This window comes from Streptomyces sp. NPDC004629 (assembly GCF_042873595.1).
In the GTDB taxonomy this organism is placed as follows: domain Bacteria; phylum Actinomycetota; class Actinomycetes; order Streptomycetales; family Streptomycetaceae; genus Streptomyces.
This window is the reverse complement of the sequence record NZ_JBIALO010000017.1, coordinates 134,475-155,780: the sequence shown is the minus strand read 5'-3', so window position 1 is coordinate 155,780 and position 21,306 is coordinate 134,475. Positions and strand designations below refer to the sequence as shown.

Here is a 21,306-nt window from a genome sequence, read left to right as displayed (position 1 = left end):
GGGCCGTGGCGGTCTCCGGGCGTCGGCGTCCGGTCTACCTGATGGCATGAGGGGGCGGGTACGCTACCTGCCGTCAAAGGCGAGAAGCGATGGCACATCGGGGTGTTGGGGACCATGCGTATCGTCATCACCGTCGACGGTGGCCGCGACGGCGGCGCGGAATTGCGCCGTTGGCTGACCGCGGAGCCGCAGTTGCGGGGTCGGCTCCGGCTGGATGCACAGCCCCCGCCGCCCGGGACGATGGGCGGCGGGGCGATGGACGCGCTCATCGCGATCCTGGAGCCCGGCGGGGTGGCGACGGTGTTCGCCGGGGCCGTGGTCGCCTGGGCGGCCGGCCGCCGCAGCAGCCAGACCATCACCGTCACCAAGCCCGACGGCACACAGATCAGCATCGAGTCCACACAGGTCAGGGCGGACGCGGCGCAGGCCGCGGAACTGGTCGAGCGGCTGGCCGCCGCGGTGGACGACCCGCCCCGGCCCGAGCACCGCCGCGCACCGGACGGCGCCGCCCCGCCCGGACCGTGAACGGCGGCACCGCCGCGGAGGCGGGACTGGCCGCTGCGGGGACGCGGGCGATCCTGGTGGGCACCGGCCGGCATGCTCCCGGGTCGGAGCTGCCGGACCTGCCGTCGGTCGACACCACCCTGGACGACCTGCACCGTGTGCTGCGCGACGTGTGCGGCATGCCGGACGAGGCGATCCACCGGGTGCCGGCGGACGCCGGCCCGCCGGATGTGGTCGCGGCGGTGGAACGGGCGGTCGCCGACGCACCCGGCGTGGTGCTGCTGTACTACGTCGGCCACGGACTGCTCGGCCCCGGCGACGAGTTGTACCTGGCCACACATGCCACCGAGGCCGCGGACCGGGTCTCCCACGCGGTGCCGTACCGCACCGTCAGGGACCTGCTGAGCGACGCCCGCGGAGACGGCGTCGTCATCCTCGACTGCTGTTTCTCCGGGCGGGCCGCCGTGCCGGCGGGCGGGCGGTCGGGCGAGCCGTTCGCCGCGGCACGGCCCCGCGGAAGCGTGCTGCTCAGCTCGGCCTCGCACTTCGCGTTGTCCTTCGCGCCGGAGGGCGAGCGCCACACCCTGTTCAGCGGCCGGCTGCTGCGACTGCTGGAGCGGGGAGACCCGGCCGGGCCGCCGTGGCTGACCATCGATCGGATGCATGCGCTGCTGGAGCGCGAGTTCGAGGGCTCGCCCGTGCGTCCTCACCGGCAGAGCGAGGGGCGGCTGGGCGAGCTGCGCGTCGCCCGCAACCGCGGCTACCGCCCGGCGCCAGGGCCCGCGGACGTACCGCCCGCCGACGTACCGTGCCCCTACCCGGGTCTTGAGCCGTTCCGGGCGGAGGACAGCCGGCACTTCTTCGGGCGGGAGGGGATCACCGCGCGGTTGCTGGACGCCGTCGGCGGCGTCGCCCAACCGCCCGGCCGGCCCCCGGTGATCCTGGTCGGCGCGTCCGGGGTGGGCAAGTCCTCGCTGATGCGGGCCGGACTGCTGGCCGGGCTTGAGCGGCTGCGCGAGGCGGCCGGGAACGGCGGCCCCGACGACGTGCCCTGGCCGGCGCTGCTGCTGCCCGCGCCGGGACCGCAGCCGCTGCGGTCGCTGGCCGAGCTGTGGGCGCAGGCCACCGGACGGGACACGGACGAGGTACTGACCGCCTTCACCGACGGCGACGGCTTCCCCGAGCCGCTGCCCGGCCGCAGACCCTGCCGGCTGCTGGTGGTCGACCAGTTCGAGGAGATCTTCACCCGCTGCCGGGACACCGAGCAGCGCGCCCGGTTCGTCGGCCTGCTCACCGGCGGGGCAGGAGGCCGGGCCCCGCGCGTCGTACTGGCCTTGCGCGCCGACCACTACGGCAGCTGCCTCGCCCACCCGCCGCTGGTCCGGGCCCTCGCCCATGGGCAGCTCACCGTACCGCCGATGGACGAGGACGCCCTGCGCAACGCCATCGAGGGGCCCGCGCAGGCCGCCGGACTGACCCTGGAGCCCGGCCTGACCGACCGGCTGCTGCACGACCTGCGGCACGGCGGCGTCCTCGGGCCCGCCGCCGCGGCCGGACCGGACGACACCGCCGCCCTGCCGTTCCTCGCGCACGCCCTGCGCGAGACCTGGCGCACCCGCAGCGGCGCGGTCCTCACCCTGGCCGGCTACCAGCGCACCGGCGGCATCTGGCAGTCCGTCACCAAGACCACCGTGGAGCTGTACCAGTCCCTCGACGAGCCCGGCCGCCGGGTACTGCGCGATGTGCTGCTGCGCATGATCCACGTCACCGCCGACGGCACCGACACGGTGGTGCGCCGCCGGGTGCCGCCCGCGGAGCTGCTGGACGGCCGATCACCGCGGCAGCGACGGCTCATCACCGAGGTCTGCGACCGGCTGGCGAACGCCCGGCTGATCACCATGGACCGGTCCACGGCCCAGATCTCCCACGAGGCGCTGCTGCGCGCCTGGCCCCAGTTGCGCCGCTGGATCGACGAGGACCGGACCGACCTGCTGCTGCGCCAGCAACTGGCGGAGGCCGCCGACGCCTGGCAGACGGCCGGCCGCGACCCGTCTTTCCTGCTGCGCGGCACCCGGCTCGACGCCGCCGAAGACCTGGACCGGCGGGCGCGGCTGAGGCGGCAGCCGCTGCGCCGCAAGGACCTGGTGTTCCTGGTGGCCAGCGGCGCTGCCGCACGCGCGGAACGGCTGCGTGACGCGCGCCGCACCCGGCGGCTGAAGCAGGCACTGGGCGGGGTGGCGGTGGCCCTGTGCCTGGCGCTGATCGCCGCTGGCGTGGCGTTCCAGCAGCAGCGTACGGCGCAGGACCAGCGGCGGCTCGCGACGTACCGGGCGCTGACCGCGGAGGCCGGCAACCTGCGGCAGGCCGACCCGCAGACGTCGCTGCGGCTGGGGCTCGCCGCCTACCGGCTCCGTCCGACGGCCGAGGCGCGCAAGGCGGTGTTCGACACGCTGGCGCAGACGCCGTTCGGCGGCAGCGCGCCGCTGCCCGACTGGCGGGCGGGAGAAGGCCGGCACGAGGTGGCCGGGATCAGCCCGGACGGCCGGCTGGTGGCCACCACCGACTACCGGCACCGGGTCACCGTGTGGGACGTCCGGGACACCGCGCACCCGACCCGGACGGCCCTTCCCCGCTGCCGCGACTACGTCGACGGGCTCGCCTTCAGCCGGGACGCCCGGCTGCTCGCCTCGGCGTGCCGGGACGGCTCGGTGAACCTGTGGAGCCTGGCCGACCGGGACCACCCGCGCCGGCTCGCCACGCTGCACCTGCGGTCGCTTCCCGGCGCTCCGGGCACCGTGGCCTTCAGCCCGGACGGCCGCACCCTGGCGGCGGCGGGGTGGTGGAACGAGAAGGCCCTCGGCGGATCGCTCGCGCTGTGGAGCCTGCGCGATCCGGCCCGGCCGCGGCGGCTCGCGCTCCGCGAAGACGTGTACGACGACAGCACGCTGCTGTTCAGCCCGGACGGCCGCACCCTGGTCAGCTCCACGAGCCGGACCGCCGCGCGGGAGGAACCGGTCGACAAGGACTCGATCGTGCACCGCTCCGGCGCGACGTTCTGGGACGTCGCCGACCCGGCCCGGCCGCGGCGGCTGGCCCGCAAGGACCTGCTGCACGAAACCATGGCCTTCAGCCCGGACGGCCGGCTGTTCGCCGCCCAGAACAACCGCACCGTCCTGCTGTGGGATCTCTCCGCTCCGGCCCGGCCGAGGCTGCTGGCCTCCTGGACCGCCCACACGGACATGGTCGACGCGCTCGCGTTCAGCCCCGACGGCCGCCGGCTGGTCAGCGGCGGCCTCGACGACGATGTGAACCTCTGGAACCTCGACCGGCCCAGCCGCCCGCAGCGGATGCGGACGTTCTCCGGAAACACCGGTTCGGTGGGGGCCCTGGCCTTCACTCCGGACGGCCGTGCCGTGGTGTCGGCGACCGACAAGTCGGTGCTCCGCTGGTATGTCACCGCCCGGGGCCGGCCCACCGTCACCGCGGCGCCGGCGCCCGGCGGCGCGCTCTATGCGACCGCCGTCACCCCGGACAGCCGCACCCTGGCGACCGGCGGCGTTCAGGAGACCATCGACCTGTGGGACCTCACCGATCCCACGCGCCGCCGGCGGACGTCGACGCTCACCGGGCACACCAAGGCCGTCCGGGCGCTCGTGATCAGCCCGGACGGAAAGCACCTGGCCGGCGGAGGCGACGACGGCCGCGTCCTGATGTGGGACATCACGGACCGGTCCGGCCCACGCCGAGTGGCCGATCTCGCCGGCCCCGGCAAGATGATTCGCTCGGTCGGTTTCTCCCCCGACGGCGCGACCTTGGTGGCCACCGGCGCGGACACCCTGTTCTCACCGGCTCAGGCACGGCTGTGGAACGTCACGCGGCCCGGCCGTCCCCGCGACCTCGGCGGCTTCTCGGGCCTGGGCATACAGGGCGAGGCCCACTTCAGTCCGGACGGACGGCTGCTGGCCCTGCCCGGCGGGATCCGGACGGCGCTGTGGGACCGGCACGGGCCCCCCAAGCCGGTCGCACTGGCGGACGGGGACTCCACGTCGGCGTTCGCCCCGGACGGGAAGACCCTTGCCACCGGCGACGGTTCCGACGAGGCCGCCGTGCTGTGGGACGTCTCCGATGCCGCCCGCCCCCGCCGGGTCGGGACGGTGCCCGCCGACGACCGGACCGACATCCGCCGGCTGGCGTTCCACCCCGGCCAGAACCTGCTCGCGGCCGTGGGCGACGACGGACGCACCCTCCTGTGGGACGTCGGTGACCGCACCCGGCCACATCTCGCCGCGGTCCTCACCGGGCACCACGACGCCATCACCGACCTGGCCTTCAGCCCCGACGGCCGCCGCCTGATCACCGTGAGCATCGACGGCACCGCGCTGGTGTGGGACCTCGGCGACCTGCCCGCGATCAGCGCCGACCCGATCCGGACGGCCTGTGGCGTCGCGAGCGGCGGGCTGACCCACGAACAGTGGGACGACTACGCGCCCGGTCTTGACTTCCGGCAGACCTGCCCGTGACGGCGCTGCCGCCGCCCGCCGTCCGGGCCCGGCCGGGCCGGCCGACGCTCCGGGAGCGAACAACCAGGCGTTCGCCGCCGCGACACCCATGCGGCGCGGCGCCCGCCCGGAGGAGGTCAGCTACGGCGTGCTCTTCCTCGCCAGCGACGAAGCCGGCTACATCACCGGTACGGATCTCTTCATCGACGGCGGCTACACCGCGCAGTGAGCAGGGTGCCCGGCCGTCGCCTGGTCTGTTCGCGTGGCCGGGGACAGTAGGAAGAGGTACGGTCCGCCGGTGCCCGCGAGGGGCGAACAGGCGGCCGTCCGGCGACCAGGCGCAGTCGAGGAGACGGCCGTCCACCCGGGTGCGGCCACGCAGGCACCCGAGTCGGCTTCCCGGACGCGCACGGTCCGGCGGAGCCGGCGGCGGCGAGCAGGGAACCGTCCGGGGAGAACGCCAGGGCGGACCGGCGCGGCATCGGCTGGTTGCGCCCCGCGGCCGGCTCACCCGGGCACGATGAGGTCGATGCCGTACGCCGCCACCACCAGGCACGCGGCGAAGCACAGCACCGCGGCGCCCGCCGCCACCCGCGCCTGTCCGCCGGCCGCCGCACCGGCGCGCAGGCCACCGGCCCGGTTCCAGGCCGCGATGGCGAGCGAGAACAGTACGACCACCGCGATCGTGACGGCGAAGCTGGCCAGGGACACCTGCCCGAGGTTGTCCCACTTGATGTCCATCGCGCGCTCCTTCCGCGACTGCAAGAACCATGGGGACGGTGCTGATCACACGGCGGACGAGCCGGTGAGTTCGCGTTCCCGCGGCGGCATGTCGTTGACGTTGTCCGGGTTGACCGGCCGGCGCCGGGACAGCACGTAGAAACCGGTGGCCGCGGCCACGGCCACGCCCGCCACGATGGCCACCCCCAGGTCGCCCTGGTCGGCCACCCAGGCCGAGACCCCGCCGACCGCCGCCGCGGCCGGCAGCGTCAGGACCCAGGACACCGCGATCCGCCCGGCGACGCCCCATCGCACCCTGGCCAGCCTGCGGCCGAGCCCCGAGCCCAGGATGCCGCCGGTGCAGACCTGTGTGGTGGACAGTGCGAACCCCAGGTGTGAGGAGGACAGGATGACCGCCGTCGCCGTCGTCTCGGCGGCGAAGCCCTGCGGGGCCTGGATGTCGGTCAGGCCCTTGCCCATGGTCCGGATGATCCGCCAGCCGCCGACGTAGGTGCCCAGGGAGATGGCCAGCCCGGCGGTGAGCACCACCCACCACGGCGGCTGCGCGCCGTGCGGGAGGAAACCGGTGGCGATCAGGGCGAGGGTGATGACGCCCATGGTCTTCTGTGCGTCGTTGGTGCCGTGGGCCAGGGCCACCAGGGAGGCCGATCCGACCTGGCCCGCACGGAAACCCGTGTTGACCTTGTGCTCCCCGGTGCGCTGGGTGATCTTGTAGGCGAGATACGTCGCGATCAGGGCCACCGCACACGCCAGGATCGGTGAGGCGATCGCGGGAATCACGATCTTCTCCACCACCTGGGTGAAGTGGATCGCCGAGCCGCCCGCTCCCACCCACACCGCACCGATCAGTCCGCCGAACAACGCGTGCGACGAACTGGACGGCAGGCCGAACAGCCAGGTCGTCAGGTTCCACAGGATCGCGCCGACCAGACCGGCGAAGATCATGACCAGTGAGACCCTGGAGTCGTTGACGAGCCCGTTCGAGATCGTCGAGGCCACCTCTGTGGACAGGAACGCACCGGCGAGGTTCAGCACGCCCGCGACCGCGACGGCCACTCGGGGTTGCAGCGCACCCGTCGCGATGGAGGTCGCCATGGAATTGGCGGTGTCGTGGAAGCCGTTGGTGAAATCGAAGGCCAACGCGGTCACAATGACCGCGATGAGCAGGAAGGAAAAGCTGTCCACCGCCGACGGCCTCCTACTCGGTGCGTCGTACGAGTAGCCGAACGTCCTTCCCCCGCCCCACGCCGGCGCCCGGCCGCCTGTGACACGACGTGTCGGCCGCGGACGAATCCGCAGAGGCGGCGCCCGCGCGTCGGCATGTGACCGCATTCTGTCTCGCTATCCATCCTGACGACGCCGCCAGGACACGCAACCCGAGCGCCGGGACCCGCTCCCGGCCCGTGCGGGTCACGCGCACCGTCAGGCCGGCATGGCGGAGGTCTTCTCCCTGAGCCAGTCGGCGAATGTCTGGGTGCCGCGGGGGCCGGCGCCGGTCGGAAGCAGGCCGCCGCTGCTCATCCCGCCGGGAACGCGCAGCGGCAGGACCGGGCGTCGGCGGGCGCCGCCCGCGGCGATGAGGCGCCGGGCCATGTCGACCAGCGACTCGACCCGCGGGCCGGCCAGTTCAGGGGCCATCGCCAGCGGCGACTCGGGGGCAAGGCCGGCAAGGGCTTCGGCCACCTCGCGTACGGCGATGGGCTGGACCCGCCCCGCCGGTACCACCGCGACCGGGCCGGGCACGCCGTTCAGCAACTGCCCCGCGAACTCATGGAACTGCGTGGCCCGCAGAATCGTCCACGGCACCGCCCCGCCCCGGACGATCTCCTCCTGCCGCAGCTTGCCGGCGTAGTACGGGCTCCGCACCCGGTCGACCCCCACGATCGACAGCGTCACCAGGTGCCGTACCCCGGCCCGCTCGGCCGCCGCGACGAGGTGGCGCCCCGCCCGGTCGAAGAAGTCCACCGACACCGACCTGCGGGTCGTGATCACATTGCTGACGTCGATGACCGCCTCGGCCCCGGCCAGTCCCACATCCAGCCCGGACCCGCTGAGCAGATCGACGCCCTGCCCGCGCGACAGCACCACCGGCGCATGCCCCCGGGCCCGCAGCACCTCCACCACGAGCCGCCCGGCCACGCCGGTCCCACCGGCAACCGCGATCTTCATGAGCACTCCCGTCCCTCTCTCTGCCGTACGAGAGAACGACAACGGCGCCCCGCATTCTGTGACACCGGGTTGACCGGATACGCCATCGTCTCGACCGTAGGGACCATGGCCCGGCTGCGCCCTTGAGCAGACCATGGAGGACACAAGAGGCCCGGACCCGGGAGGCGATGGTGACAGGAACCGGCACGGCGGCGGACCCGGATCGGACGCTGTCCGCGCGTTTCGCACGCGACGGCTTCGCCGTCCTCGACGGCGCCCTGGCCCCCGCCGAGGTGGACCGGCTGCGCGCGGAGACGGTGGCGATCTGCCGCGGTGAGCGCGGGCGGGTCGGCCGCGCCCCCGCCCTCGAAGCGGACTGGGACGACGACGCGGTGCTCCGCCGCCACCTGTGCGTCCACTATCCGCACAAGCTGTCCGCGCTCGTCCGCGACACCCTGTGCCATCCGGCGGTGGTCGCCGCCCTCACCCAGGTCATCGGGCCGGATGTGAAGGCCATGCAGTCGATGCTGTTCATCAAGTCCGAGGGCAAGCCCGGTCAGGCCTGGCACCAGGACGAGTTCTTCATCCCCACCCGCGACCGGTCGCTCACCGCCGCCTGGATCGCGTTGGACGACGCCACCGTCGAGAACGGCTGCCTGTGGGTGCTGCCCGGCTCCCATCGCCCCGGCGTCCTCTACCCCGACCGCGAGCATCACGACCCACGCTACGACTGCACGGTGGAGCTGTACGGCTTCCCCTACGCCGAGGCCGATGCCGTGCCCGTCGAGATGCCGGCCGGCTCGGTGCTCCTGTTCCACGGCTACCTGCTGCACAAGTCGCCCCCCAACTCCGGCCGCCACGGCTACCGCAGAGCGCTGGTCGGTCACTACATGTCCGCGCGGTCGCTGCTCCCCTGGCAGCCGCCGGGCCCCGGCGAGCACATGGGTCAGGCGGACTTCCGCGACATCGTGATGGTGGCGGGGCAGGATCCGTACGCCTACAAGGGCATCGCTGCCATCCGTGAACCGTATCTGCGGCCCGACCGCGAGGGCGGCTGTGACCGCTGAGGCCCGCCCGCGGTCCGAGGACGCCCTGCGGTCCGAGGACGGCCTGCGGTCCGAGGACGGCCTGCGGCTCGTCGACCGGCTCGGGCCCGCCGTCGGGGACTACCCGCCCGGCGCCGTGTTCGGGCCGCGCACGGCCGTGAACTTCGAGTTCGTCTGGATCATCCGCGGCCGGGCCCGCTGGACCTGCGGCGAGCGCGCCGAGGATCTGCTGCCCGGGACGCTGCTGCTGGTCCGGCCGGGGATGCGCGATCACTTCGCATGGGATACCGGCGGCTCCACCCGCCACGGCTACGTGCACTTCGCGCTCCCCGCCGAGCCGGACCAGGAACGCTGGCCGCTGGTGCGCGGACTCGGCGGACGCGAAGACCCCATGGCGGCCCTGTGCCGTTACCTCCTCTGGCTCGGCACCGAACGGCCTGACGGCTGGCGGCACAGGGCAGCCGGGGTACTGCGGCTGCTGCTGTCCGTCTTCGCCAAGGGCCCGCTGCCGGCGCCGGGCGAGCACCGCGACGGGGTGCCGGCGCCGGTGGCGGCCATGGCGGCGTACGTACGCGAGCGGTGGTCGAGCGGCACCGCCGAGCCGCTGACGCTTGCGGAACTGGCGTCCGCGGCCGGGGTGTCACAGAGCACCCTGTGCCGGCTCTTCCGCCGGCACTTCGGCACCGGTCCGGTCGCCGCCGTCGAGTTGCTGAGGCTCGCACGGGCCGAGCCGCTGCTGTGGCTGAGCAACCTGAGCCTGCGGGCGGTGGCGAAGCAGTGCGGCTTCGCGGACGCCTATCATCTCTCCCGCCGGTTCAAGGCCGTGTACGGCGTGACGCCCAGCGCGTTCCGGGCCGCGGGCCCCGAGGGCGCGCCGCCGTCGCCGCCGGCGGCACCGGGGCTGCGGGCGCTCATCCCGCGGGAATGAGCCGGACGGCGTCCGCCACCACGTACCCGTCGGCCTCGTCGCTCAGCTCGACACCGCCGCCGGTGCCGGCGTCGAAGCGGTGAGTGCCCAGGGACACCCACTGCCCGCCTCCGGAGCGCTGGTCGATGCGGGTGGTCCGCGAGCCATCGGCGGCACGCACCGTGTAGGGGGCGTCGGAGGCGCGGTTGGGGTCCGCGGTGTAGCGCACCTGCACCTCGTAGCGGCCCGCCTCGGGTACGTCCGGCCACCAGCGGGCGACCGCGGAGCCGTCGCCGGCCGGGTGGACCCGGTAGCTCTGCCCGTAGAAGCCGGCGGTGCCCGTGGCCCTCGACCAACCTCCGGCCTGCTCGAAGCCGAACAGCGAGTCGTCGTCGGCGATGACTCGGGGCAGGTCGGCCGGGTGGTCGGCCCGGGTCAGGGTGAGCTGATCGGGCGCGATCACCGTGCCGCCGCCGCGGCCCCGACCGGCCAGGGTGAAGCGGATCCGGTGGCTTCCCGCGGACAGTTCGTCGCTGCCGAGGGAAACGACCTGGTAGCCCTGGAGCGAGGAGAGCGTCGGGTCGACGCGGCCCGCGGGCAGCGTCCTGCCGTCCACACTCACCTCGGCGAGACCGCGGTCGGCCGCCCGCTCCAGGCGCACCGACATCTCGAAGCGCCCGGAGCGGGGCGTGCGGAAGGGGACCTCGACGTAGTCGCCGGGCCGGTGCGCCTCGTAGCGCAGCACCCTGCCGCCCTGTGCGTTGGCGTCGACGACGGACTCGGCGGTGGTGCCGGGGGTGGTCGTCGTTCCGGGGCGGCCCGCGAGTTCGTGTGCGCGCGAGGTCAGGCCGGTGCCGGGGCCGCCGCGGTCGCGTCCGCCGGTCAGCCAGGCGAGGTCGAAGCGGGCGAGGGCGATCCCCTCGGGGAAGGCCGGGCTGGTGCCGTCCCGGCCGTGGACGAGCAGGACCGTGCCGTCGGAGAGCCGGGCCAGGTCGGAGTAGTACGACGGGCCGGCGTGGACGACCTTGTGGTAGCGGAAGCTGCGGCCCTCGTCGTAGCTCGCGGAGACGCTGAGGTTCTCGCGGGCCGAGGCGTCGGGGCGGGAGAAGAGGAGCCGGTCGGGACCGTCCCGGTCGGGGCCGCCGCTGTAGCGCAGCAGTCCGGCGTCGATGGCGACGAACTCGCGGGTGGCGCCGTCGAGTACGGGCTTGGACCAGGTGCTGCCGCGGTCCGTGCTGGTGGCCGTGATGCGGTAGCGGGTGCCGCCGACCGCGGCACGGCCGTTGACGACGACGGTGCCATCGGCGCGCTGGTACACCCGGCTCTCGTTGACCGGGTGGTCCGCGGAGACCGGCACCGGCTCGGTGGCCTGCCAGGTCCTGCCGTGGTCGTCGCTGGAGAGCATGGCGAGGCCGTACATCCGCTCGGCCGTCGTGTGGCCGACGATCGTGCGCCGGTGTGCCACCGGCACCAGCAGCCGCCCGTCGTCGAGCTGGGTGCCGTGACCCGGCCCGGCGCCGTGCAGGGTCCAGTCGTAGGCGTTGGCGTCGAAGAGTCCGGTGAGGTCGTGCGGCCGGCTCCAGGTCCGGCCGGCATCGGCGCTGCGCATGACATAGATCCTCGAACGGTCCGCCGAGCAGGTGGTGTTGCCCTCGTCGCGGGTGGTGCTGCTGACGAAGAGGTGGACGGTGCGGGTCTTCGTGTCGACGACGGGGGTCGGGTTGCTCCAGGACTCGCCGTCGGTGGCCGGCACGACGACGCGGCTCGCCTCGAAGGTCCGGCCGCCGTCGGTGCTGCGCCGCATCACGATGTCGTGCGGCCCGGCGTCGCAGGCCGTGAGCCGCCCTTCGGCGAACACGAGCACCCTGTCGTGGGGCAGCACGGCGAGGCCCTGGACGTGGTAGTTCACATGGGTACCGTCGGTGGAGTCCCACAGGGTCGTCTCGGCGAAGTGCCCGGTGGTGGATCCGGCGTCCTGTGCGGAGCCGGGCGCGGGGATCAGAGCGAGCAGCAGGGCGAGCGCGGCCGTGCAGGCCAGGCGCGAGAGCACACGGATCACGGGCGGCTCCTTGCGGGGACGAGGTGCGCGGACAGCGGATCCAGGAACGCGGCGAGCGCCGTGCGTTCGGCCGCGGTGCAGGCGGTGAAGGGCGGCGCGGCATGGGCGGGGCAGAGTCCGCGTGCGGCGAGCAGCTCTTTGATGACGGGGACGCCGCGGCGCACGCGGTGCACCCCCACCAGCTGCGTCACGATGTCCTGCCACCGGTCGGCCGCCGCGTCGTCGCCGGCGCGTACGGCCTCGTACAGGGCCACGACCGGGCCCGGCGCGGCGTTGGCGATGCCCGGCACGATGCCGTCGGCGCCGCGTCGCAGCGCCGGTGCGAGCGCCGTCTCGGCGCCCTGGCTCACCCCCGTCGCGGGCAGCCGCGCCGCCCGTGCCACCTGGTGGTCGAGCAGCATGGGGTCGCCGGAGCTGTCCTTGATGCCCGCCACATGCTCCAGTGCGAGCACGGCGTCGACGAGCCCGGGGGTGAACGGGCAGGCGTAGGCGGGCGCGTTGTACGCGACCACGGGCACGCCGAGGTCCTTCAGTGCCGCGTAGTGCGCCACGATCTCGTCCTCGCGGTGGGCGAAGTACAGCGGCGGGCTCAGCACCAGCGCGTCCGGCCGCGCCGCCAGCACCGCCTCGGCCCGCTGTACCGCCTCGGCGGTTCCGGGAGCCGTGACGTTGACGAGCACCGGCCCGTCGGGGCGCAGCGTCCGCCACCGCGCCGCGACGCCGGCCGCGAACGTGCCGATGCGGTCGGTGGGGATGAGGGGCCCTTCGCCGTTGCTGCCGAGCAGCATCAGGCTGCGCACGCCCGCCCGGTGCAGTTCCTCCAGCAGCGGCTGGGCGTGCGCGGCGCAGGGGATGCCGGGGCGCTCCATCGGGGTGACGAGCGGCACCATGACGCCGCGCAGCAGCTCGCGCCCGTCGGTCACGTCAGTACCCCTTGATCTCGGGCCGGCGGGCTGGGTGACTTCGGCAAGACGGCTCCTCCTTCTCAGACGGTGATGCACACCGCGGTCCCGTCCCCGGCGGTCAGACGGTGATACGCACCACGGTCCCGTCCCCGGCGGTCAGGCGCACCGTCGCGTCGGCGGCGACGCGGGTGGTGTTGATGCGTCCTCGGACCGCGGTGCGCGCCTGCGCGCCGGCGGGTGCGGGCACCCCGAACACCACCTCCGCCTCGGGCCCGTGGACGACGGCGCGTACCTCGCCGGGGGCGCGGACGTACTCCTCGATCACCGTCCGGGGCGGGGCGTCCAGCAGCAGGGCACCGTCGAGGGTCACCCGCAGGCGGTGGCCGGCCTCGACGGTGAGCTGTCCCTCGCGCAGCCGCAGCCGGTGCAGGGCCGCCGGCCTGCCGGGGTGGCCGAAGCGCCAGCCACCGGGCAGCGGGTCGGCGAGTTCCTGCATGGCGATGTACGCCAGGAGGTTGCCCCAGGTCAGCAGGTAGTCGGAGCGGGCGTCGAAGAAGTGGATGTCCTCGTCGGGGCCGGAGGGGTAGTTCTCGTGGACGTGGCTGTGCTCTTCCCACTCCCGGCGGAACATGCGCAGCAGTTCGTCCGCGATGGCGGCGGCCCGCTCGCGCAGCCCGTAACGGCGCAGCCCTTCGACGGCGAGGAAGGCCACCGGGCCCCAGACACGGCCGCGCATGTAGTGGCGGTCGTACCCGGGGTCGCTGCGTGAGACGCTCGGCAACGGCGGTGAGCCGCCCAGCAGTTCGGGGGTCAGCAGGGTTGCGGCAAGGCTGCGCGCGCGCTGCGCCGAGGGGGTGCCGGCCAGCAGCGGATAGAGCATGGACGGTGCCAGGTGGACGTCGAAGCCGCCGTCGGCGCGCAGATTGCGGTGGTGTCCGGCGGCCTCGTCCCACATGTGTTCCTCGATCCGGGCGGCGGTGGCGGCGTGTTCGGCCCGCAGCCGCTGTTCGGTCCGCGCGTCCTTGAGCAGGCCTGCCATGTCCGCGACGGCCTCGGCGTCGGCCGCGTGCAGGGCGTTGAGGCCGACGTCGGCGAGGTTCATGGTGTGGGTCCGCGGGTCGTAGGCGATCTCGTCCCACATCGGGGAGTCGTCCATGCCCGACTCGCGTTTGGTGCTGTCCGCGGTGGCCGAGCCGGGGTCGTCCGTCGGGTCGGAGCCCCAGGCGAGCAGGCCGTTGGGGCCGCGCCGAGCGCGCGGCCACCAGTCGTGCCAGTCCCGCAGCACGTCGTACGCCTCGGTCAGCAGGCGGCGGTCGCGGGTGGCGTCGCAAAGGCCCGTGCTCCGGTACGCCTTGAGGACGGTGTACGCGCCGACGGGGGGCTGTGAGCGGTCGTCGGTGCGGCCCCGGTCGTCGGAGACACGGTTGGGTACAAGGCCCCGCGGGGTGGCCTGTTCCAGCATCTGCCCGAAGATCCCGCGGGCGTAGTCGTGGTCGATCCAGGCGGCGGTGAGGCCGGAGAAGAAGGTGTCCCAGCAGTGCAGGGCCCAGGTGCCGTAGAAGCCGCGCCGGTCCCGGCTGACGAAGTCGCGCGAGGTCGGGGTGATGACGCGGGCGCCGTCGGACCGCAGCACGGTGTTCCAGGTGAGGGATCGCGTATATCCCTCTCCCGCGCGGCCGAGCAGGCCGGAGGTGGCGAGGGCCGCGGCGGCTGCCTCACGGCCTGTTTCGTCGAGGTCCGCGTCGAGCGGGCGGGCGCCCCCGGCCGGCGCGCAGCCGAACCGCAGCTCCGCGACGTCGAAGTGGAGTTCTCCTGCCGTTTCGAAGGCCGCGGGCGCGGACAGGTCCGGTCGTCGGCCGTCCGTGAACCCGTCCGTGCGCAGCACGATGGCGTGCCCTGCGGCGTGCCCGCTCAGCTCGGCCGAGCCGGACAGCACGCCCGGAGCGGTCTTGGCGAAGCGCAGGCGCAGCCGGGCCGCGCCGCAGCAGTCCTCGGTGCAGTGGACGGTGACCTCGGCGTAGCTGCCGTCGACGGTGTGGTGGCCGAGGCGGACCAGGCCGCGGCGCCAGGTGAAGTCGTCGATCACTCGGCCGTCGGGCGTGCGGATGCCGGCGCGGATACGGAGGCCGGAGGGCGGGTGCACGACGGCGGTGTGGTAGCGGACGTCCCAGGTGTTCCAGTCGTCCGGGGCAGGTCGATGCATGGCCAGTCGGTGTCCCTTACGCGGTGCGGTCGGTTACACAGTGCGGCCGGTTGCACGGTGCGGCCGGTGTCCCTCAGACGACGAAGTCGAGTGCGGCGTCGAGCAGCATGCGGGTGTACGCGTGCCGGGGGGCGGTGAAGATCTCCTCGGTCGGGGCGCACTCGACGATCTCACCGAGGTACATCACCGCGACCCGGTCGGCGATCTGCCGCACCACGCCGAGGTCGTGCGAGATGAACAGCAGCGACAGCCCGTGCCGGCCGCGCAGTTCGGCGAAGAGCCCGAGGATCTGCGCCTGCACGGACACGTCCAGCGCGGACACCGCCTCGTCGCACACGAGCAGTGCGGGCCGCAGGGCGAGCGCGCGGGCGATGCTGACCCGCTGGCACTGTCCGCCGGACAGCTCGCCGGGCCGCCGTCCCGCGACGGTCCCGTCGAGGCCGACCTGGTCGAGCAGATCGCCGACCGCCTGGTGCCGGTCGCCCTCGGGTGCCGCTTCGGGGTGGGCACGCCACGCCTCCGCGATGATCTTCTCGACCGGCATCCGGGGGTTGAGCGACGACTTGGGGTCCTGGAAGACCATCTGGACGGCCCGCCGCTGCGCCGGCGGCCAGCTGCCCGGCCTGCCGATCGGTACACCGCGGAAGGCGATGGTGCCGCCGTCCGCCCGGATCAGCCCCACGACCGCACGGGCGAGCGTGGTCTTGCCCGAGCCGGACTCCCCGACGAGCGCGACGATCTCCTCGGCGCCCACGTCGAGGTCGACGCCCTTGACCGCGGCGACCCGCGCACCCCGCCGCCGGGCGGCGTAACTCACCCGCAGGTCCCGTACGGTGAGCAGTTCCTCCACTCAGACCAGCTCCTCGGCATAGTGGCAGGCGCTCGTCCGCTCCTTCGCCACCGGCCGGGGCCGCGGCACCTGTTCCCGGCAGCGCTCGCGCGCCATGGGGCAGCGGGTGCGGAAGGCACAGCCGCCGGGCCGGGTGAAGGGTCCGGCGGGCGTGCCGGGCAGTGGGTCGGTGAGCGGTGTCTTCACGCGTACGGTCGGCACGTTGCGGATCAGCGCCCTGGTGTACGGGTGTGCCGGCCGGCGCAGTACCTCACCGGCCGGACCGGTCTCGCACACCCGCCCCGCGTACATCACGACGAGGGTGTCGGCGGTGTGCGCCATCACCCGCAGGTCATGGCTGACCAGCAGCATCGCCATGTGTTCCGCGTCGCGCAGCCTGCGCAGCAGGTCGAGGATGCGGGACTGCACGGTGACGTCGAGCGCGGTGGTCGGCTCGTCGGCGAGCAGCAGGCGCGGCTGTCCCGCGAGCGCGAGGGCGATCATGGCGCGTTGCCGCATGCCACCGGAGAACTGGTGCGGGTAGTCGTCGACCCGGGACGCCGCCTGCGGGATCTCCACCCGCTCCAGCAGTTCGACGGCGGCCTTGCGCGCCGCGGCCCGCGACCGGCCGTCGCGGCGCAGGATCTCCCCGACCTGCCGTCCGACGGTCAGCACCGGGTTGAGTGCGGCGAGCGGGTCCTGGAAGACCATCGCCATCTCGCGCCCGCGCAGCCGGCGCCGCCGGGTGGCGTCCAGTTCCAGGGTATTCTCGCCGTCGTAGCCGATCCGGCCCAAGGCGGTGGCGCCGTCGGGCAGCAGGCCGATCACCGCGAGGGCGGTCATCGTCTTGCCGCTGCCCGATTCGCCGATCAGCCCGGTGGTACGGCCGCGGGAGACACCGAAGTCGACATGGTCGAGGACGTCGACGTGCGCGCGCGGACCGGGCAGCCGCACCACCAGGTCCGCCACGTCGAGCAGCGGGGTCATGAGACGGTCACGCCGGTCAGGTCCGGCTGGAAGGCCGGGCTGGTCTTCAGGCCGTGCACGTCGTCCCGCCAGACGTAGGCGATGTTGACGAACATCGGGTACATGCCGACCGCGTCGTCCCAGATGATCTTCTGGGCCGCACCCCACAGCTTGTTGCGTTCGTCCGCGGCGGCCGTGCTGCCGGCCCTGGCGAGGACCGTGTCGAGGTCCGTGTTGCAGTAACCGGTGCGCTTGGCCGCGCACGGGTAGAGGCGGCCCAGGTTGCCGGCGAGGTCACCGGTGTCGAGGGCGAGGGACTGCAGGTTGATGTCCCACCTCATGCCGAGCAGGTCGTCGAGGAAGACGGCCTTCTCCTTGTCCCGTGGCTCCGCCTTGACCCCGATCTTGGCCAGGTCGGAGGCGACGGCCTGCGCGAACTGCCGGAACTCGGCTCCGGAGAACTGCAGTTCATAGGTCTTGGAGTAGTCGAAGCCGGCCTTGTCCAGCGCCGCCTTCGCGGCCTGGGGGTCGTAGGCCACGGGGGTCTGCCGGGCATGCCCCGGCACCCCCTGCGGCACCGGCGAGTCGGCGGGACGGCCGGTGCGCGGGTACAGCGAGGAAATGATGCTGTCGTAGTCGATCGCCTGCCACAGCGCCCGCCGCACCGCCGCGTCCTCGAAGGCGGGGCGGCCGGAGTTGAACCACATGGTGTACACGGCGAAGCTCGGCACGGCCTTGACGGTGATCTCGCCGGTGCCCTTCAGCTGGTCCAGTTGGTCGTCGGGCAGTCCCCAGGCGGCCTGCACCTCGCCGGTGCGCAGCGCCGCGACCCGCGCCGAGATCTCCGTGATGGTACGGAAGACGAGTTTGCGCAGCTTCGGTTCGGCGCCGTAGTAGTGCTCGTTGGGTACCAGGGTCAGTCGCTCGTTCGGCTTGAAGCTCTGCACCTTGAACGGCCCGGAGCCGGTCGGCTCGGTGAAGAAGCCCTCCTTCTCCGCCTGGCCCGCGGGCGTGACGAAGAGGGCGGTGAGCTTGCCGAGGATGCTGACGTCCGGCTTCGTCGACTCCAGCACCACCCGGTCCGGGGACGGCGCCTTCGGGGTCACGTCCGCCCAGGAGGCGGCCTGGGGCCCGTTGAGGCTCGCGATGCGCTTGACCGAGTCGACGACATCGGCGGAGGTCAGTGCGGAGCCGTCGGAGAACTTCACGTTCTTGCGCAGGTCGAACGTCCAGGTCCGGCCGTCCGGTGAGGTCTGCCACCCGGTCGCGAGGTCCGGTTCGTACCGCCCGTCGGAGAGCGTCACCAGCCGGCTGAAGATCTGCCGGCCGGCGGATGCGGTGGCCCCGTCGGCCCGCGGGCTGTGCGGATCGAGGTTCACCAGCGGCCAGTTGGGGGCGACGGTCAGCTCACCGGTCCCGCCCGCGTCCCCGCCCGCGGTGCCGCCGCATGCGGTCAGCGTGAACAGGGCGATCACCGTCGCGGTACCGCGTAATGGCAGTCTCATGCCTGCTCCTTCTCCAGCGGCTCAGCCGGTGCGGCGAGCGCTGCCGACACGATGGGTGAGCTGGTCACCGAGCAAACCCACGCCGATGACCAGGAGGGCCAGCGCGATCCCGGGGAACGCGGAGATCCACCAGGCGGTGGCGAGGTATTCCTTTCCGAGCGCGATCGTCTGTCCCCACGACACGGCGCTGCCCGGCAGGCCGATGCCGAGGAAACTCAGCCCGGCTTCGGACAGCACGATCAGCCCGAACTCAAGGGTGGCGAGGGCCAGCACGGGTCCGGCCACGAACGGCAGCACGTGCCGCAGCAGCACCGCCCGCCGCGGCAGCCCCAGCACGCGCGCCGCCGCGACCCACTCACGCTCACGCAGCGAGAGGGTGGAGCCGCGTACGACCCGGGCGAAGGCGATCCACCGGGTGACGGCCAGCGCCACCACCACGGTCAGGAAGCTGCGTCCCATGACGCCGGAGATGATGATGGCGAGCAGGATGCCGGGAAAGGCCAGCTGGATGTCGATCAGCCGCATCACCACCGCGTCCACCGGCCCGCGCGCGTACCCCGCCACCAGCCCGCACAGCACCCCGAACACCCCGGCCACGACCGCCGTCGCAGTGCCGACGACCAAGGAGGTGCGGGCGCCGTGGACCAGTTGGGCGAGCATGTCGCGGCCCAGCGCGTCGGTGCCCAGCCAGGCGGTGTGCCCGGCGTGGGTCGTGGAGCCCGGAGCGAGCAGCCGGTCGCCGACGTGGGTGGCGGTGGGATCGTAGGGGACGAGCATCGGCCCGATGACCGCCAGCAGGACGAAGCCGCCGACCAGGAGCGCCGGGATCCGGGCCGTCGGCGAGGTGCCGAGGACGGCGGACCGGAGCGGGCGGGTGATCTGGGTGAGGGCCGTCATCGCCGCACCTCGATCCGGATGCGCGGGTCGAGCCGTGAGTAGAGCAGGTCGGCGGCGAGGTTGAGGGCGACCACGATCGCGGCGATGAACAGCGCCGCGGCCTGCACCACGGCATAGTCGCGGCCGGCCACCGACTCGACGACCATCGTGCCGAGGCCGGGCCAGGCGAAGACGTTCTCCACGATCACGGCGCCGCCCAGCAGCGTCCCCATCTGCAGCCCCACCACCGTGATCACCGGGATGAAGGAGTTCTTCAGCGCGTGCCCGAAGAGCACCTGCCCCTCGGTGAGCCCCTTGGAGCGCGCGGTCCGGATGTACGGCTCGGACATCGCCTCCACCACCCCGGCCCGGGTCAGCCGCCCCACCATCGCGGTGAACGGCAGCGCCAGTGTGACCGCCGGCAGCACCAGGTACCGGGGCGAGCCGGCGCCCGAGGTCGGCAGCAGACCCAGCGTCACCGCGAAGAGGAGGACGAGCATGATCCCGACCCAGAACGTGGGCAGCGACTGGAGCAGCAGGGTGAAGCCGGAGACGAGCCGGTCCACGAGGCCGCCGGGGCGGCGCGCCGCCAGCACCCCCAGCGGCAGGCCGATGACGACGGCGATGACACTGGCGGCGCAGGTCAGTTCGAGGGTGTTCGGCAGCGAGCCGAGCACCGCGTCCACGGCCGGCTCATCGAGCCGGTAGGAGGTGCCGAAGTCGAGCGAGAGGGCGTGCCAGAGATAGGTCGCGTACTGCGTGAGAACGGGGTCGTCAAGACCCATCCGGGAACGCACCTGCCGGATGTCGGCCGCCGAGGCGTCGGGGCCGAGCAGCAGCATGGCCGGGTCGCCCGGCGCCAGCCGGACGATGACGAACATCAGGCTGACCGCGCCCCAGATGACGAACAGGCCGGTGAGGATCCGGCGTACGACGATGCCCGTCATGGCCGCCGCTCCCCACCCGGCACGGGTCCGGCCGTCGCACCGCGGAGGAACGCGCACGGCACCAGCAGGGTGTGCGCCTCGGCGTCGGGCGTGTTCAGCAACCCGATGAGCAGATCGACGGCGTCGCGGCCCATCTGCTCCCGGGGGATGGCGAAGCGCATCCAGTCGCGCGGCGGCGAGCAGTACGACGGCGGGTCGCCGAGCACCGCGACCGAGCAGTCGGCCGGCACGGCGGCGCCGGCCTCCTCGGCCGCCGCGCACAGGGCGGCCGCCGCCCGGTCGTCCTCAGTCGGCTCCACGACGAAGGCGGTGACCCCGTCGTCCAGCCATCTGCGCACCAGGCCGGGCCGCAGCTCCCCCGGGTCGGCGACGAGGTGGACACCGACGGGATCGAGCCCCGCCTCCTCAAGGCCCCGCCGGAAGCCGCTCAACCGGTCGCGGGTCGGCTCGGCGTTGCCCGGCACCTTGAGGTAGCGAATGCGACGGTGCCCGAGCCTCGTCAGCTCGGCGACGATCCGGCTGGTCGCGGTCGCGTAGTCCGCGGCCACGTAGCTGATCCGGGCGCCCTCGATCTCACGGCGTCCGATGAAGACGAACGGGAAGTCCTCCTCGGCCAACCGGGCCAGCTCGGCCCGCCGCAGATGCCGGCCGAGCAGCACGCAGCCGTCCGCGACCTTGAGCCGGTTGGCCCCGCCGGCGAAGAGCCCGCGCTCTCGGGCCGCCCCCGCGGAGGTGAAGAGCACCAGGTCGTAGCCGCGCTCGGCGGCCTCCGCCTCGACGCCCTGGAGGAAGGGGTGGTAGAAGTCCCGGTGGTCGGTCGGGAAGACGGCCTCGAAGGTGTAGAGGCCGAGCATCTGGTTCCGGCCGCTCTTCAGGCTGCGGGCCACCGGGTTGGCGACGTACCCCAGCTCGCGGACCGCGTCCAGCACCCGCTGCCGGGTGGCCGGGGCGATCTGATAGCCGCCCGAGACCCCGTTGATCACCTGCGAGACGGTCGCCTGGGACACTCCGGCCTGCCGCGCGATGTCGATCTGCGTCGGCCGACGCCGCTTGCGTTCTTCAGCCACGCGGTTCCCCAATACGTATTGAGCCTGCGGGGAAGGTAGGAGCGCACCCTTACGGCGTCAAGTGCCCCGTACCAAAGCGGAATTGAACGCTTTCACCCGAAGCG

General features: G+C 73.4%; 17 protein-coding genes. 5 read left to right on the top strand and 12 right to left on the bottom strand.

Annotated elements, in window-relative coordinates; genetic code table 11:
• The first annotated feature begins 114 nt into the window (after positions 1 to 114).
• The 3 genes from ACFYTE_RS25725 to ACFYTE_RS25715 are packed head-to-tail and all read left to right on the top strand — an operon-like array spanning position 115 to position 5,232.
• Positions 115 to 525 (top strand): hypothetical protein, encoded by a 411-nt coding sequence (locus ACFYTE_RS25725; protein WP_388714801.1) that lies wholly within the window; start codon positions 115 to 117, stop codon positions 523 to 525.
• Positions 522 to 5,024, top strand: a complete 4,503-nt coding sequence (locus tag ACFYTE_RS25720; RefSeq protein ID WP_388714799.1) for a hypothetical protein — start codon at positions 522 to 524, stop codon at positions 5,022 to 5,024. The genes ACFYTE_RS25725 and ACFYTE_RS25720 overlap by 4 nt, the downstream gene beginning before the upstream one ends.
• Complete coding sequence (locus ACFYTE_RS25715; protein ID WP_388714796.1) at positions 4,999 to 5,232, top strand: SDR family oxidoreductase; 234 nt, start codon at positions 4,999 to 5,001, stop codon at positions 5,230 to 5,232. The genes ACFYTE_RS25720 and ACFYTE_RS25715 overlap by 26 nt, the downstream gene beginning before the upstream one ends.
• 278 nt (positions 5,233 to 5,510) lie before the next feature.
• On the opposite strand, the gene ACFYTE_RS25710 is transcribed toward ACFYTE_RS25715, so the two are convergent.
• The 3 genes from ACFYTE_RS25710 to ACFYTE_RS25700 form a co-directional block, all read right to left on the bottom strand.
• A complete protein-coding gene (locus ACFYTE_RS25710) occupies positions 5,511 to 5,744 on the bottom strand; it encodes a hypothetical protein (protein ID WP_388714793.1) in 234 nt (77 codons plus the stop codon).
• 45 nt (positions 5,745 to 5,789) lie between these two features.
• Positions 5,790 to 6,929, bottom strand: a complete 1,140-nt coding sequence (locus ACFYTE_RS25705; RefSeq protein ID WP_388714790.1) for an anion permease — start codon at positions 6,927 to 6,929, stop codon at positions 5,790 to 5,792.
• Between the two features lie 237 nt (positions 6,930 to 7,166).
• Positions 7,167 to 7,913, bottom strand: coding sequence for an SDR family oxidoreductase (locus tag ACFYTE_RS25700; protein WP_388714789.1), 747 nt, complete (start codon positions 7,911 to 7,913; stop codon positions 7,167 to 7,169).
• A 167-nt stretch (positions 7,914 to 8,080) separates the two neighbouring features.
• Here ACFYTE_RS25700 and ACFYTE_RS25695 point away from each other — a divergent pair, with 167 nt between their 5' ends.
• Positions 8,081 to 8,959: a phytanoyl-CoA dioxygenase family protein gene (locus ACFYTE_RS25695; protein WP_388714786.1), complete on the top strand. Its 879-nt coding sequence runs from the start codon at positions 8,081 to 8,083 to the stop codon at positions 8,957 to 8,959.
• Positions 8,949 to 9,866 carry an AraC family transcriptional regulator gene (locus tag ACFYTE_RS25690; RefSeq protein ID WP_388714784.1) on the top strand — a complete coding sequence of 306 codons (918 nt, stop codon included), beginning with the start codon at positions 8,949 to 8,951 and terminating at the stop codon, positions 9,864 to 9,866. The genes ACFYTE_RS25695 and ACFYTE_RS25690 overlap by 11 nt, the downstream gene beginning before the upstream one ends.
• On the opposite strand, the gene ACFYTE_RS25685 is transcribed toward ACFYTE_RS25690, so the two are convergent.
• From ACFYTE_RS25685 to ACFYTE_RS25645, 9 genes are all read right to left on the bottom strand, one after another.
• Positions 9,850 to 11,904, bottom strand: a complete 2,055-nt coding sequence (locus ACFYTE_RS25685; protein WP_388714782.1) for an exo-alpha-sialidase — start codon at positions 11,902 to 11,904, stop codon at positions 9,850 to 9,852. The two genes, ACFYTE_RS25690 and ACFYTE_RS25685, sit on opposite strands and share 17 nt — an antisense overlap.
• On the bottom strand, positions 11,901 to 12,827 hold the full coding sequence (locus tag ACFYTE_RS25680) for a dihydrodipicolinate synthase family protein (protein ID WP_388714779.1): 927 nt from the start codon (positions 12,825 to 12,827) through the stop codon (positions 11,901 to 11,903). The genes ACFYTE_RS25685 and ACFYTE_RS25680 overlap by 4 nt, the downstream gene beginning before the upstream one ends.
• A 100-nt stretch (positions 12,828 to 12,927) precedes the next feature.
• Positions 12,928 to 15,012, bottom strand: coding sequence for an amylo-alpha-1,6-glucosidase (locus ACFYTE_RS25675; RefSeq protein ID WP_388714775.1), 2,085 nt, complete (start codon positions 15,010 to 15,012; stop codon positions 12,928 to 12,930).
• 73 nt (positions 15,013 to 15,085) lie between these two features.
• Positions 15,086 to 15,862, bottom strand: coding sequence for an ABC transporter ATP-binding protein (locus ACFYTE_RS25670; protein ID WP_388714772.1), 777 nt, complete (start codon positions 15,860 to 15,862; stop codon positions 15,086 to 15,088).
• The gene (locus ACFYTE_RS25665) at positions 15,863 to 16,828 is read right to left on the bottom strand and encodes an ABC transporter ATP-binding protein (RefSeq protein WP_388714769.1); all 966 of its coding nucleotides are present in this window, start codon (positions 16,826 to 16,828) and stop codon (positions 15,863 to 15,865) included. It lies immediately after the preceding gene.
• Positions 16,825 to 18,312 carry an ABC transporter substrate-binding protein gene (locus ACFYTE_RS25660; protein WP_388714767.1) on the bottom strand — a complete coding sequence of 496 codons (1,488 nt, stop codon included), beginning with the start codon at positions 18,310 to 18,312 and terminating at the stop codon, positions 16,825 to 16,827. Before ACFYTE_RS25660 ends, ACFYTE_RS25665 begins: the two co-directional genes overlap by 4 nt.
• Before the next feature lie 21 nt (positions 18,313 to 18,333).
• A complete protein-coding gene (locus ACFYTE_RS25655) occupies positions 18,334 to 19,209 on the bottom strand; it encodes an ABC transporter permease (RefSeq protein ID WP_388714764.1) in 876 nt (291 codons plus the stop codon).
• On the bottom strand, positions 19,206 to 20,135 hold the full coding sequence (locus ACFYTE_RS25650) for an ABC transporter permease (protein WP_388714761.1): 930 nt from the start codon (positions 20,133 to 20,135) through the stop codon (positions 19,206 to 19,208). The genes ACFYTE_RS25655 and ACFYTE_RS25650 overlap by 4 nt, the downstream gene beginning before the upstream one ends.
• Positions 20,132 to 21,202, bottom strand: a complete 1,071-nt coding sequence (locus ACFYTE_RS25645; RefSeq protein ID WP_388714758.1) for a LacI family DNA-binding transcriptional regulator — start codon at positions 21,200 to 21,202, stop codon at positions 20,132 to 20,134. The genes ACFYTE_RS25650 and ACFYTE_RS25645 overlap by 4 nt, the downstream gene beginning before the upstream one ends.
• Positions 21,203 to 21,306 lie beyond the last annotated feature (104 nt).